Below are 12,506 nucleotides of genomic sequence, written 5' to 3' on the forward strand. Positions count from 1 at the left end.
GCGGGGGCCGGTGCGGGCCGGCTCCGGGTTCCCTGTCACGCCGTCAGCGCCGCGCAATGCGCCGTCCGGCTCCTACCGGCTCGCATGCGTCACCTGAAGCCCTCGCACGTGAAGCCCTCGCGCCTCGGCGAATTCGAGGGGGCTTCTGCGCGTGGTGCGAGCGCCGGCCGATGGGCTCGCGGGGACGGTCACCGCCGGGCGGTGACCGTCTTCTCCACCGCGAACAGTTCTTCCTCCACGTGGTCCAGCGCCAGCCGCAGCGCGCCCGTGGCCACCGCGGCCTCGCCGAGCAGCGACTGGGTCACGCGGGGCGGGCGCAGGCAGTACCGCTCCAGCTCGCGGCGCAGTGGGTCCAGGACTCCGTCCAGCCCGGCCGCCCAGCCTCCGACGACTACCAGCTCCGGGTCCATCGCCAGCACCAGCGCCGCCACGTCGTGCACCAGCCGCTGAATGAACCGTTCCACGGCGGCCACCGCGCCTTCGTCGCCCCGCTTGGCCATGGCGAAGACGTCGGCGACGGCCTGTTCGTCCAGCGGGTGCAGCGGTTCGCCGGTCGTCGACAACAGCCGCTCGGGCGTGACCTCGCGGCCCAGCAGATGCAGCGCGCCGATCTCACCGGCGGCCCCGCCGAAGCCCCGGTGCAGCCGCCCGCCGATCAGCGAGCCGGCCCCCGGGCTGAGGCCCGCCATGACGAAGACCATGTCGCCGGTGTCCCGTGCGGCGCCCTTCCAGTGTTCGGCGACCGCCGCCGCGTTGGCGTCGTTCTCCACCTGCACCGGGCAGCGGAACGAACGCCGCAGCCGCTCCCCGAGCGGCAGTCCGGTCCAGCCGGGCAGCGCGGTGCCGAGCCGGACGGTGCCGTCCGCCTCCACGATCCCGGGGCTGCCGACCCCGACCGCCCGCAGCGAGTCCCGGGGAATCCCGGCCCGGCGCAGCAGATCGGCCACCGCCGCCCGCACCCGCTCCAGCCTTTCATCGGCCGACGCGCTCTCGGCGACCTCCTTGGTGCCGGCCCCGATCACCCGTCCGTCCAGCCCGGACAGCAGCACCGCGATCCGGTGCGAACCGATCTCGATGCCGAGCAGATGACCCGCCTCGGTCCGGAACCGGAACCTCCTGGCCGGTCGCCCCTGGCGCCGGGCGCCTTCCTCCGCGTCGGCCTCGACGACGAGCCCGGCACCGATCAGCCCCTCGACGACCCCCTCGACCGTCGGCCGGGAGAGCCCGGTCGCCCGCGTCAGGTCCGTGAGTGTCGGCGATTCGGCCGCGCGCAGCGCCCGCAGCACCACGGCGGAATTGATCCGCCGGAGCAGAGAGGGGTCCCCGCCGGTCAGCTGCCCCAACGTGTGTCCTCCCAGCTAGCGAGCTTGTCAGCCGGATCGTACTGCGCCCCCGGTGCCGCGGCGAGAAGCGGCCCCCCATCGGCCGGAAGCAACCCTCCCCTCACGCGGGGGAGACGAATCCGGACTCGTACGCCGTGATGACCGCCTGGGTCCGGTCCCGCGCCCCCAGCTTCGCCAAAATGGCGCTGACGTGGGACTTCACCGTCTCCGTACCGACGATCAGCTCGGCGGCGATCTCCACATTGGTCAGCCCCCGCGCCATCAGCCGCAGCACGGCCTCCTCCCGCTCGGTCAGCGCGGCCCGCTCCAGTACCGCCCGCGCCGCCCGGTTCCCGTATTCCGCGGCCAGGGCCCGTACCGCGGCGGGGAACAGCAGTGTCTCGCCCTCGGCCACCAGCCGTACCGCGTGCACGATCTCCGAGGGCCGGGACCGCTTCAGCAGGAAGCCGTCCGCGCCTGCCCGCAGCGCCTGGTAGACGTACTCGTCGTTCTCGAAGGTCGTCACCACGAGGATCTTCGGTGGGGAATCCACGGCCTTCAGGACCGCCCGGGTCGCCTCGATCCCGTCGAGCAGCGGCATCCGCACGTCCATCGCCACCACGTCCGGCCTGAGCCGGCGGACGAGCGGGACCACCGAGGCGCCGTCCGCCGCCTCGCCCACCACCTCGATGTCGGGCTGGGCGTCCAGGATGGCGCGCAGACCCGCGCGCACGAGGGGTTCGTCATCGACGAGCAGTACGGTAACCGGCATCCGGTCAGCGTATTCGGTCCAGCGGAAGCCGGGCGCACACCCTCCAACTGCCCTCGTACGGACCGGTCTCGGCCTTCCCGCCGAGCAGCGCGGCGCGCTCCCGCATCCCGCGCAGCCCGCTCCCGCCGCCCGAGCTGAAGGCCGGGCCCTCGGGCAGCGGGTTCGACACCTCCAGGTCCAGCCGGTCCTTGGCCATCTCGATCCTCACCCTGACGGGTACGGGACCGCAGTGCCGCAGCACGTTCGTGAGCGCCTCCTGAAGGATCCGGTACCCCTCGCGGGTGACCGGGCCGGGCAACTTCTCGAGCGGACCCTTCAGTTGGGCGTCCACCGCCGCCCCGGCGGCCCGGGCCGACTCCAGCAGCCGGTCCGCCTCCGCCAGCGTCGGCCGCTGGGACGGCGGCTGCGAGGACTCCCGGAGCACCAGCAGCACCCGCTCCAGGTCCTCCAGTGCGGCCCGGCCGGTCTCCTCGATCGCGCTCAGCGCCCGGTCGGTGAACTCCGGATCGCCGGTGGCCCGGGCGGCCCCCGCCTGCACCACCGCCACTGTCAGCGCGTGCCCGATGGAGTCGTGCAGTTCGCGCGCGATCCGGGTCCGCTCCAGGAGCTGCTCGGTACGAGCCTCCAGTGCGGTGAGCCGCTCCGCCGCCGAAGGACCCAGCAACCGCTGGGCGATCGCGGTGATCAGCTCCCCGAGAAGGACCACTATGGCGATGAGCAGGACCAGCGGCACCGGCGCGAGCAGCGCGGCGGCCCAGCGCGGCGGGACGAAGGGCAGCAGGGGATCCGCTTCCAGTGGGTGCCCGAACGCGGTCGCCACCAGTTCGACCGTCATGAAGGGGAGCCACACCGTCGGAGCCATGGCGCCGAGCGAGACGACGAGCCGCAGTTCGAGCCACAGCAGGGTCCGCCACCGGTCGCTCCACCGAGCCGAGGCGACCGTACTGATGGTGCTCTCGGCGCCATCCCCGTCGTGCGGGGTGAGCAGGAACCGCGCCTGCAGCCCCTCGGCCAGCCGCACCCACGGGACCAGCCCCAGCGGGATGACGACGAGCAGCGGCACCCACGGGGCCTCGGGCCCTATGAACATCCAGACGGCCAACATGAGGATGGGCACGCAGAGGTGCAACCAGCGTGAGTAGGTCACGGGTTGAAGCGGGGCGCGGAGCAGTCGGTACATGTACTCATCGTGACAGCCGGCAGGTCACGGCCGTCTCCCCCACGTGGGGGAGACGGCACCCTCGCATGGGGGAGGAAGAGGGGTGGGGCCGACGGCGAGTCTTGAGCCATGAACAGCATCGAGATCCGAGAACTCACCAGGGACTACGGCCGTACCCGGGCCGTGGACGACCTCACCTTCGACGTTCTGCCCGGGCGGGTCACCGGCTTCCTGGGCCCCAACGGCGCCGGCAAGTCCACCACGATGCGCCTGCTGCTGGGCCTGGACCGGCCCACTTCGGGTACGGCCACGATCGGCGGACAGCGGTTCTCCGACTTCCCGTACCCGCTGCACCGGGTCGGCGCGCTGCTGGACGCGCAGGCCGCCCACGGCGGACGCACCGCTCGGGACCACCTCCGCTTCCTCGCCGCCGCGAACCGCGTCCCCATGCGGCGGGTGGACGAGGTCCTGGAGCAGTCCGGGATCGCCTCGGCGGCCAAGCGGCGGATCAAGACCTTCTCACTCGGCATGCGCCAGCGCCTCGGCATAGCCGCCGCGCTGCTGGGCGACCCCGGGGTGCTGCTGTTGGACGAGCCGACGAACGGCCTCGACCCCGAGGGCATCATCTGGATCCGCGAGCTGTTGCGCGGCCTCGCCGCCGAGGGACGCACCGTCCTGGTCTCCAGCCACCTGATGTCCGAGACCGCCGCGTTCGCCGGCCACCTGGTGGTGCTCGGCGAAGGGAGACTGCTGGCCGACACCTCGATGGAGGAGTTCATCGACGCCCGCAGCACCCCGAGGGTACGGCTGCGGACCTCGGATCCGATCCGGCTGAGGGCCGCCCTGGCGCGGGACGGCTTCGAGATGGCCACCGCCGAGGACGGGCGCTGGACCGTCGAGGGCATACAGGCCCATGACATCGGCACCCTGGCCGCCCGTGAAGGCATCCCCATGCTGGAACTCTCCGATGAGCGCACCTCGCTGGAGCAGGCCTACCTGGACCTCACCGCCGACCACGCCCAGTTCGCCGCCACCCGCTGACTTTTCCCTCTTCCCTTTCCTTCCTCACCCAGGAGGCTTCGCCATGCGCGCCGCTCTGCCCACCATGCCCGTCCTGCACTCGGAATGGATCAAGATACGGTCCCTGCGCGGCACTCTCGGGGCATTGATAGCCATCCTGGTCGCCACCGCCGGGATCCAGGCGCTGACGGCTGCGGCGCTCGGCCAGGCCGAGGAGGGAAGCATGGGGGACGATCCGCTCCTCGCGGCCTTCTACGGGCTCAACTTCGGCCAGATCGCGGCCATGGCCTTCGGTGCGACCGCGCTGTCCGCCGAGTTTCACAACGGCGCCCTGCGCACCTCGCTGGCCGCGGTGCCGAACCGCACCCGCTTCTACCTGTCGAAGATGACCATGATCGGCGGACTCGCTTTCGTGATGGGCCAGATCACCGGATTCGTCACGTTCGTGGCCGGCCAGTCGTTCATGGGCCCGTACACCCTGGAGCTGGGAGACCCGGGCAGCCTGCGGGCCGTCTTCGGCTGCGGGATGTACCTGGCGCTCATGGCACTGTTCGCGGCGGGCCTGACGGCCGTGCTGCGCAGCGGAACGGCCGTGCTGAGCCTGCTCATACCCTTCGTTCTGATGGTGTCCTTCATCGTCGGCGCGAAGGCCGGGGGCGTCGCCGAGTTCCTGCCGGACCGGGCCGGCCAGATGATGATGCGGCTTGAGCCCGGCGAGACCGTCGGACACTGGGCGGGGCTCGGTGTGATGGCGCTGTGGGCGGCGGCCGCGGTCGTCGGCGGGTGGCTGGCGGTGCGTCGGCGCAGCGCGTGACGCCGGGCCAGTTGTCAGTGGCCCTCGGGATACTGACGGTATGACCACGGCAGAGCATCTCGACACGATCGACCGGCTCAGGACGCGCGATTTCCCCGAGGTTCCGGGCCGGTCCGACGTGGGCACCAGCGGCCCGGGATACCACCTCGCGGAGTTGGGCGGCAGCCGCTGGTACGGCGACGAGGACGCGGCCGACCGGATAGCGGGGGAGGAGCAGGTCGCGGCCGAATTCGAGGCGCTGACCCACCGGCTGGGGGAGCGCTGGGGAGAGCCCGACACGTTCAGCCTGGGCAGCCTGAGGCTGCGACCGGAGCAGGGGGAGGTGCCGCAGCCCTGGCGGGAGATCGGCGACACCTCCGCCCACCTGAACCTCTGGCGGGCCGGCGACCGCTGGATCGCGCTCTACGAAGCCCGATGGGGCGCCGACCACTCGCCGCAGCTGATGGCGGCGGTGACGGTGGTTGACCCGCCCTAGCTGCCGGGGCGGGCGATGTGGTGGGTCGTCGCGGCGGAGAGGAGAGGCGGATTGATGCCGCCGGAGAGCACACGCAGAGACCGCCCGTGACCGCGTCCGGGAGGACGCGGGCACGGGCGGCATGCGGCTCGTCGGGGGTTAGAGGATCGAGCCCGGCGCGTAGCCGGCGGCCTCCGGGTGCTGCTTGGCGATTGCCTCGATACGGGAGACCACCGCCGCGACCTGGTCGCCCGCGGCGCCCGTGAAGGACAGCTTGTCGGCCATCAGCGCGTCGAGCTGCGCCCGGTCCAGCGGCATCCGCTCGTCGGCGGCCAGCTTGTCCAGCAGCTCGTTGCGCTCGGCGCCCTGCTCGCGCATGGCGAGCGCGGAGGCCACCGCGTGCTCCTTGATGACCTCGTGGGCGGCCTCGCGGCCCACGCCGGCCCGCACCGCGCCCATCAGCACCTTGGTGGTGGCGAGGAACGGCAGGTAGCGGTCCAGCTCGCGGGCCACGACGGCCGGGAAGGCGCCGAACTCGTCGAGGACCGTCAGGAAGGTCTCCAGCAGGCCGTCGAAGGCGAAGAAGGCGTCGGGCAGGGCCACGCGGCGGACCACGGAGCAGGAGACGTCGCCCTCGTTCCACTGGTCGCCGGCGAGCTCGCCGGTCATCGAGGCGTAGCCGCGCAGGATGACCATCAGGCCGTTCACACGCTCGCAGGAGCGGGTGTTCATCTTGTGCGGCATTGCCGAGGAGCCGACCTGGCCGGGCTTGAAGCCCTCGGTGACCAGCTCGTGGCCGGCCATCAGGCGGATCGTCTTGGCGATCGAGGACGGGGCGGCGGCCAGCTGCACCAGGGCGGTGACGACGTCGTAGTCCAGCGAGCGCGGGTAGACCTGGCCGACGGAGGTGAAGGCCTGGGCGAAGCCGAGGTGGGTGGCGATCCGCTGCTCCAGGTCGGCCAGCTTGGCGGTGTCGCCGCCCAGCAGGTCGAGCATGTCCTGGGCGGTGCCGACCGGACCCTTGATCCCGCGCAGCGGGTAGCGGCCGAGCAGGTCCTCCAGGCGGTGGTAGGCGACCAGCAGCTCGTCCGCGGCGGTGGCGAAGCGCTTGCCCAGGGTGGTCGCCTGCGCGGCGACGTTGTGGGAGCGGCCGGCCATGACCAGCTCGGCGTGCTCGCCGGCCAGCTTGCCCAGGCGGGCGAGGACGGCGACCGTGCGGTCCCGGGCCAGTTCCAGCGAAAGCCGGATCTGGAGCTGCTCGACGTTCTCGGTGAGGTCGCGGGAGGTCATGCCCTTGTGGACGTGCTCGTGTCCGGCGAGGGCGTTGAACTCCTCGATCCGGGCCTTCACGTCGTGCCGGGTGACCTTCTCCCGCTCGGCGATGGAGGCGAGGTCGACCGTATCGAGGACGCGCTCGTAATCGGCGAGGGCGGCGTCCGGAACCTCGATACCGAGGTCCTTCTGGGCGCGCAGGACGGCGAGCCACAGCCGCCGCTCCAGCGTCACCTTGTACTCGGGGGACCACAGGACGGCGAGCTCCGCGGAGGCGTAGCGGCCGGCCAGGACATTGGGGATGCGGGGCTTGGCTGTCACGTGGAGGGATTCTACTTGGGCCGCCGCTGTGTATTTACGCAGGTAGGGACCCCGCCTCCGATTGTGCCTTGCTACGAGAGCCGATCGGCGGCGGAAGCCTCGTACGGCAGCAGCCCCGGCCGCTTGGGCGGTCGGCCGTCCCCGCTGGAGCGGCCGGTCAGCCGCCGGCCGATCCAGGGCAGCAGGTGCCGGCGCGCGAAGCTCAGGTCCTGGGTGCGGCGTACGGCCCAGCCCGGCGGTACGGCGGGCGGCAGTTCGGCGCGCCAGTCCTCCTCGGGGGGCAGGCCCAGGGTCTGCCAGACGGCCTCCGCCACGCGGCGGTGGCCCTCGGCGGTCAGGTGCAGCCGGTCCACGTCCCACATGCGGGGATCGGCGAGCGCGGGCGCCCCGTACAGGTCCACGACCAGGGCGCCGTGGCGCCCGGCGAGCTCCTCGATGATGCCGAAGAGCTCCTCCATGCGCGGCCGGAACCGCTCCATCACCGGACCGTTGCGCCCGGGGGAGCGCATCAGGACCAGTCGCCGGCAGGAGGGAGCGAGGAGCGCAACGGACTCCTCCAGGTGAGCGCGCACCCGGCCCATGTCCACCTTGGGCCGCAGCGCGTCGTTCAGGCCGCCCACCAGGGTCACCACGTCGGCGCCCATCGCCGCCGCCACCGGAGCCTGGTCCTCGGCGATCTGCCCGATCAGCTTCCCCCGGACCGCGAGGTTCGCGTAGCGGAAGCCCGGCTCTCGCGTCGCCAGCCGGGCCGCGAGGAGATCCGCCCAGCCCCGGTAGGAGCCGTCGGGAAGGGCGTCGGACATGCCCTCGGTGAAGGAGTCGCCGACCGCGACGAAACTGGTGTAAGGCGCATTCATCTCCATGGCGGGGTGATGTTACCGCGCGGTACCCCGCCCTGCGCAAAAGGGCGGGGTACCGGCGGGGACCGACATGGCCATCAGGTCCTCCAGGTCCTCCAGGTCCTCGCGATCACGCGGAGGCGGGCCTGCCGAACAGCTCGCGCAGTACGTCCTCCATCGTCACCAGACCCGCCAAGGCGCCATCCGGCCCGAGCACCGCCGCCAGGTGCGTACGGCTGCGCCGCATGGCGGTCAGCACGTCGTCCAGCGGGGTCTCCGCCCGTACCTGGGCGATCTGCCGCAGCGCCGACACCGGGAACGGCTGGTCCCGCTCCGTCGCGTCCGCGTCCAGGGCGTCCTTGACGTGCAGATAGCCGAGGATCCTGTGCTCCGCGTCGATCACCGGGAACCGGGAGTACCCCGACTCGGCGGACAGCCGCTCCAGTTCGGCCGGGGTGATGCCCACCCGGGCCGAGACCACCTGGTCGGCGGGCAGCACCACATCGGCGACCGGCCGCCGCCCCAGCTCCAGCGCGTCGTAGAGCCGCTCGCTCGCCCGGTCGTCGATGAGCCCCGCCTCGGAGGAGTCCCTGACGATCCGGGCCAGCTCGTCGTCCGAGAAGGTCGCCGTGACCTCGCTCTTCACCTCCACCCGCAGCAGCCGCAACAGGGCGTTGGCGAACGCGTTGACCGCGAAGATCACCGGCTTCAGCGCACGGGTCGCGGTCACCAGCGGCGGCCCCAGCAGCAGCGCGGTGCGCACCGGCTCCGCCAGCGCCACGTTCTTCGGCACCATCTCGCCGAAGAGCATGTGCAGGTAGGTGGCCAGCGTCAGTGCCACCACGAAGGAGATCGCGTGCGTCACCCCGGACGGCACCCCGACGGCGTCGAGAAGCGGGGTCAGGAGGTGCGCGATGGCCGGCTCGGCCACCACACCCAGCACCAGGGTGCACAACGTGATGCCCAGCTGCGCCGCCGCCATCAGCGCCGACACGTGTTCCAGGCCCCACAGCACGGAGTGGGCCCGACGGTCGCCCTGCTCCGCGTACGGCTCGATCTGACTGCGCCGTACCGAGATCAGGGCGAACTCCGCCCCGACGAAGAAGGCGTTGACGACCAGGGTCGCCAGGCCGATGAGCAACTGGATCGCGGTCATCGGGTCCCCTCCGTGCGGTCGCCGTTGCCGTTGCCGTTGCCATCGCCGGCACCGCGCCCGACGGGAACGTGCAACAGCACCCGCGCGGCCCTGCGGCCGCTCGCGTCCACCACGTCCAGCCGCCAGCCGTCCAGCTCCAGGCTGTCGCCGACCGCCGGGATCCGGCCCAGCGCCGTCGCCATCAGACCGGCCAGGGTCTCGTACGGACCGTCCGGCACCCGCAGTCCGATCCGCCGGAGCTGATCGGTGCGCGCCGCCCCGTCCGCGGAGTAGAGGGCGCGGCCGGAGGCGTCCGTACCGGCGGGGGCCAGGTCCGGTGTCTCGTGCGGGTCGTGTTCGTCGCGGACCTCGCCCACGACCTCCTCGACGATGTCCTCCAGCGTGGCCACACCGGCCGTACCGCCGTACTCGTCGATCACCACGGCCATCGTCCGCTTGCCCGACAGCCGGTCCAGCAGCCGGTCCACGGTCAGCGACTCGGGTACGAGGAGCGGCTCGCGCAGCAGCTGGGAGACCGGGATCCGGTGGCGTTCCTCGGCGGGCAGCGCCAGTACGTCCTTGATGTGGACCGTGCCCACGACGATGTCGAGACTGCCCCGGTAGACGGGGAAGCGCGACAGGCCGGTGGCCAGGGTCGCGTTCGCCACGTCCTCGGCGGTGGCCTGCACATCGAGGGCGGTGACCTGGACGCGCGGGGTCATCACGTTCTCCGCGGTCAGGTCGGCCAGGTTCAGGGTCCGCACGAACAACTCGGCCGTGTCCTTCTCCAGCGCGCCGGCCTTGGCGGAGTGCCGCGCCAGCGCCACCAGCTCCTTGGGGCTGCGCGCGGAGGCCAGCTCCTCGGCCGGCTCCAGCCCGAACCGGCGCACCGTGCGGTTCGCCGTGCTGTTCAGATGCCCGATGAACGGCCTGAAGGCCCGGCTGAAGACCCGCTGCATGGTCGCCACGCGCTTGGCGACGGCCAGCGGGGAGGAGATCGCCCAGTTCTTCGGCACCAGCTCGCCCACGACCATCAGGACCACGGTCGAGAGCACGGTGCTCAGGACCAGGGCGGTGGAGGAGGCGGCAGCCGACGACAGCCCCATGGCCTTGAACGGCCCCTGGAGCAGGGCGGCGATCGAGGGCTTGGAGATCATGCCGATGACCAGGCCCGTCACCGTGATGCCGAGCTGGGCGCCGGAGAGCTGGAAGGTCAGGCCGCGGACGGCTTCGAGGGCGCTGTCCGCGCCGCGCTCGCCCCGCTCCACGGCCCGTTCGAGCCCGCTGCGCTCGACGGTGGTCAGCGAGAACTCGGCCGCGACGAAGACTCCGCAGGCAATGCAGAGCAGGAGCGCCACGACGAGCAGGAGCACTTCGGTCATCGGTTGTTCACCTCCGTCCCATGATCAGTCAGGCGGAGGGGTCTCGCGCGATGTCCGGTACGGCGGTGTCGGCTACTGGGAGGCTCGCCCATGGACGGACGCTCACACCTTTCCTTCATGGAAACGGTTCGTACAGGTGTCTCACATGGTAAAGGAGGGGCAAAGGTGGCGTGCCGGGTTCGACGGCTGGCGCTGCCACCTGTACCGGCTCGCCGTGCCCCCGGGCCATCGCCGGCGGGGCATCGGGTCGGCCCTGCTGGAGGCCGGCGAGGAGCGCTTCGTGGCGCTGGGCGGACGGCGCGCGGACGCGATGGTGCTCGACCTTCAAGCCGCTCACCGGTGATGGCCCGGCGATTACCCGGAGCGTCCCTGCGGAGCCCCCTCGGCGGGCGGGCGCCGGGCCGTGCCGAGTACGCAGTAGGAGGAGGGCAGGGCGGGTCCGCTCTCCGGGAGCCGGATGCCGCGCACGGCCGTGATCTCGAACCCGGCCGCCTCGATCGCGGCCAGCGGCTCGCGCGCGGTGTGACAGCCACCGCACGCGCGCGGCCACACGGTGCGGTCTAGGAGGCGCTGGAAGGCGGCCATGCCGCGGCCGGGGGCGAGGCCGTGCTCGAAGAAGCGCAGCTCCCCGCCCGGGCGCAGGACGCGGTGCACCTCGGCCAGGGAGCGCGGCAGGTCGCGTACCGAACACAGCACGAGGGAGGCCACTGCCCCGTCGAAGGACTCGCTCTTGACCGGCAGGGCCTCGGCGACGCCCGGCACCACATCGACGGGCACCTCGACGCGGGACCCCGCCTCCACGGCGTGACGGCGCAGGATGCGCTCCGGTTCGACCGCGACGACCTCGGACACCGCGCCCGGGTAGTGGGAGAAGTTGAGGCCGTTGCCCGCGCCGATCTCGATGACGCGGCCGGTGAGGCCGGTCAGGAGCTCGTCGCGGATTCTCGCGATCCCGGCGCGTGTATCGGCCTGCACGCTCACGCGGGCGTAGAAGCGGGCGAAGAGGGGGTGGTGGACCAGGTCCTTGGGCGCGCTGGTGCGGCGGGGCATGGGGGGCCTCCTCATGCGGGTGGACGCATACCCTCATTGTCCCCCGGGAACGGGCGGTCATCCCGGGGCGAGGCCCCGTGTCCACCGCCCGTGTCCGTCATCTCCGTGTCCGCAGGCCCGCGTCCGTCGGCTCCGTGTCCGCCGGCCCGCGTCCGGCCGCGGTGTCACTCAGTCAACTCCCGCCCCGGGGAGCGCTACCGCCGCCAGGTGAACCCGCGTCAGCCGGCGCGGACCCGCTCAGGCCGGCCAGGGGGCCAGGCGGCCAGGAACGCCTCCGGCGCCCAGGTGCCGTGCAGGGCCGGGGCCAGCCAGGTCGGAGCCGACGCGCGGAACGCGGAGGGCTCCAGCGCGCCCGAGCCCGCCGGAACCGCGCCGAGGAGGGGCAGTCCCGAAGCCCCGGGGAGGTCGGCCAGGTTGCACCGGCAGGCCAGGTCCGGAGCGGCCGGCCAGCTGCCGATCACCACGCCCAGCGCCTCCAGCCGCCGCGCCCGCAGGGCCTCGGCCGTGAGGGTCGTGGAGTTCAGGGTGCCGAGCGCCGCCGGGGCGACGACCAGGACCGGGGCCGCGAGGAGCCTGGCGGCGTCGGCCAGCGTGTGGCCCGCCTCGTCGAAGCGGACGAGGAGACCGCCGGCTCCCTCCACCAGGACCAGATCGTGGTCCAGCGAGAGCCGCCGCGCCGCCTCCGCGATCCGCGCGGGGGAGAGGGCGGGCAGACCCGAGCGACGGGCCGCCGTGTCCGGGGCCAAGGGCTCCGGGTAGCGGGCCAGTTCCAGCGCCGTCACCCCGGCCCCGGCCAGCCGCACCGCTTCCGCCGCGTCCCCGGGTTCCGTCGGCCCCACGCCCGTCTGGGCGGGCTTGAGGACCGCGACCGAGCGGCCGGCGGCCACGGCGGAGGCCGCGATCGCCGACGTGGCCACCGTCTTGCCGATTTCCGTGCCCGTACCGGACACGAAGAGCACCGGCATC

At 72.6% G+C, this 12,506-nt stretch carries 12 protein-coding genes and 1 pseudogene; 4 read left to right on the forward strand and 9 right to left on the reverse strand.

The annotated features are described in order from the left end of the window. Nucleotides 1-188: 188 nt before the first annotated feature. From MTF65_RS00780 to MTF65_RS00790, 3 genes are all read right to left on the reverse strand, one after another. A complete protein-coding gene (locus MTF65_RS00780; protein ID WP_243626189.1) occupies nucleotides 189-1,343 on the reverse strand; it encodes an ROK family transcriptional regulator in 1,155 nt (384 codons plus the stop codon). Nucleotides 1,344-1,443: 100 nt separating this feature from the next. Next, nucleotides 1,444-2,094, reverse strand: coding sequence for a response regulator transcription factor (locus tag MTF65_RS00785; RefSeq protein ID WP_243626190.1), 651 nt, complete (start codon nucleotides 2,092-2,094; stop codon nucleotides 1,444-1,446). 4 nt (nucleotides 2,095-2,098) lie between these two features. Next, nucleotides 2,099-3,274, reverse strand: coding sequence for a sensor histidine kinase (locus MTF65_RS00790; RefSeq protein WP_243626191.1), 1,176 nt, complete (start codon nucleotides 3,272-3,274; stop codon nucleotides 2,099-2,101). A 108-nt stretch (nucleotides 3,275-3,382) separates the two neighbouring features. Between MTF65_RS00790 and MTF65_RS00795 the strand changes: the two genes are divergently transcribed. Genes MTF65_RS00795 through MTF65_RS00805 form a run of 3 tightly spaced genes read left to right on the forward strand, consistent with a single transcriptional unit; the run spans nucleotide 3,383 to nucleotide 5,562 of the window. After that, on the forward strand, nucleotides 3,383-4,294 hold the full coding sequence (locus tag MTF65_RS00795; RefSeq protein WP_243626192.1) for an ABC transporter ATP-binding protein: 912 nt from the start codon (nucleotides 3,383-3,385) through the stop codon (nucleotides 4,292-4,294). 43 nt (nucleotides 4,295-4,337) lie between these two features. After that, nucleotides 4,338-5,087, forward strand: coding sequence for an ABC transporter permease (locus tag MTF65_RS00800; RefSeq protein WP_243626193.1), 750 nt, complete (start codon nucleotides 4,338-4,340; stop codon nucleotides 5,085-5,087). Nucleotides 5,088-5,127: 40 nt separating this feature from the next. Further along, a complete protein-coding gene (locus MTF65_RS00805) occupies nucleotides 5,128-5,562 on the forward strand; it encodes a hypothetical protein (protein WP_243626194.1) in 435 nt (144 codons plus the stop codon). Between the two features lie 138 nt (nucleotides 5,563-5,700). Here MTF65_RS00805 and purB read toward each other — a convergent pair whose 3' ends face one another. From purB to MTF65_RS00830, 4 genes are all read right to left on the reverse strand, one after another. Next, on the reverse strand, nucleotides 5,701-7,134 hold the full coding sequence (gene purB / locus MTF65_RS00815) for an adenylosuccinate lyase (protein ID WP_243626195.1): 1,434 nt from the start codon (nucleotides 7,132-7,134) through the stop codon (nucleotides 5,701-5,703). Nucleotides 7,135-7,205: 71 nt separating this feature from the next. Beyond that, nucleotides 7,206-7,997 carry an SGNH/GDSL hydrolase family protein gene (locus tag MTF65_RS00820; protein WP_243626196.1) on the reverse strand — a complete coding sequence of 264 codons (792 nt, stop codon included), beginning with the start codon at nucleotides 7,995-7,997 and terminating at the stop codon, nucleotides 7,206-7,208. 106 nt (nucleotides 7,998-8,103) lie between these two features. Then, nucleotides 8,104-9,129, reverse strand: coding sequence for a hemolysin family protein (locus MTF65_RS00825; RefSeq protein ID WP_243626197.1), 1,026 nt, complete (start codon nucleotides 9,127-9,129; stop codon nucleotides 8,104-8,106). Further along, nucleotides 9,126-10,490 carry a hemolysin family protein gene (locus MTF65_RS00830; RefSeq protein WP_243626198.1) on the reverse strand — a complete coding sequence of 455 codons (1,365 nt, stop codon included), beginning with the start codon at nucleotides 10,488-10,490 and terminating at the stop codon, nucleotides 9,126-9,128. The genes MTF65_RS00825 and MTF65_RS00830 overlap by 4 nt, the downstream gene beginning before the upstream one ends. 172 nt (nucleotides 10,491-10,662) lie before the next feature. On the opposite strand from MTF65_RS00830, the pseudogene MTF65_RS00835 reads away from it, so the two are divergent. Next, a pseudogene (locus MTF65_RS00835) lies at nucleotides 10,663-10,812 on the forward strand (GNAT family N-acetyltransferase); the annotation flags it as partial. 32 nt (nucleotides 10,813-10,844) lie between these two features. Here the strand turns inward: MTF65_RS00835 and MTF65_RS00840 are convergent. Together MTF65_RS00840 and bioD are read right to left on the reverse strand one after the other, a co-directional pair. Beyond that, the gene (locus MTF65_RS00840; RefSeq protein ID WP_243626201.1) at nucleotides 10,845-11,540 is read right to left on the reverse strand and encodes a class I SAM-dependent methyltransferase; all 696 of its coding nucleotides are present in this window, start codon (nucleotides 11,538-11,540) and stop codon (nucleotides 10,845-10,847) included. Between the two features lie 218 nt (nucleotides 11,541-11,758). Further along, entirely contained in the window at nucleotides 11,759-12,505 is a 747-nt protein-coding gene (bioD, locus tag MTF65_RS00845; RefSeq protein WP_243626202.1) for a dethiobiotin synthase, read from the reverse strand. Between the last annotated feature and the right edge of the window lies 1 nt (nucleotide 12,506).

Origin of the sequence: Streptomyces sp. APSN-46.1 (assembly GCF_022815725.1) — a bacterium.
In the GTDB taxonomy this organism is placed as follows: domain Bacteria; phylum Actinomycetota; class Actinomycetes; order Streptomycetales; family Streptomycetaceae; genus Streptomyces.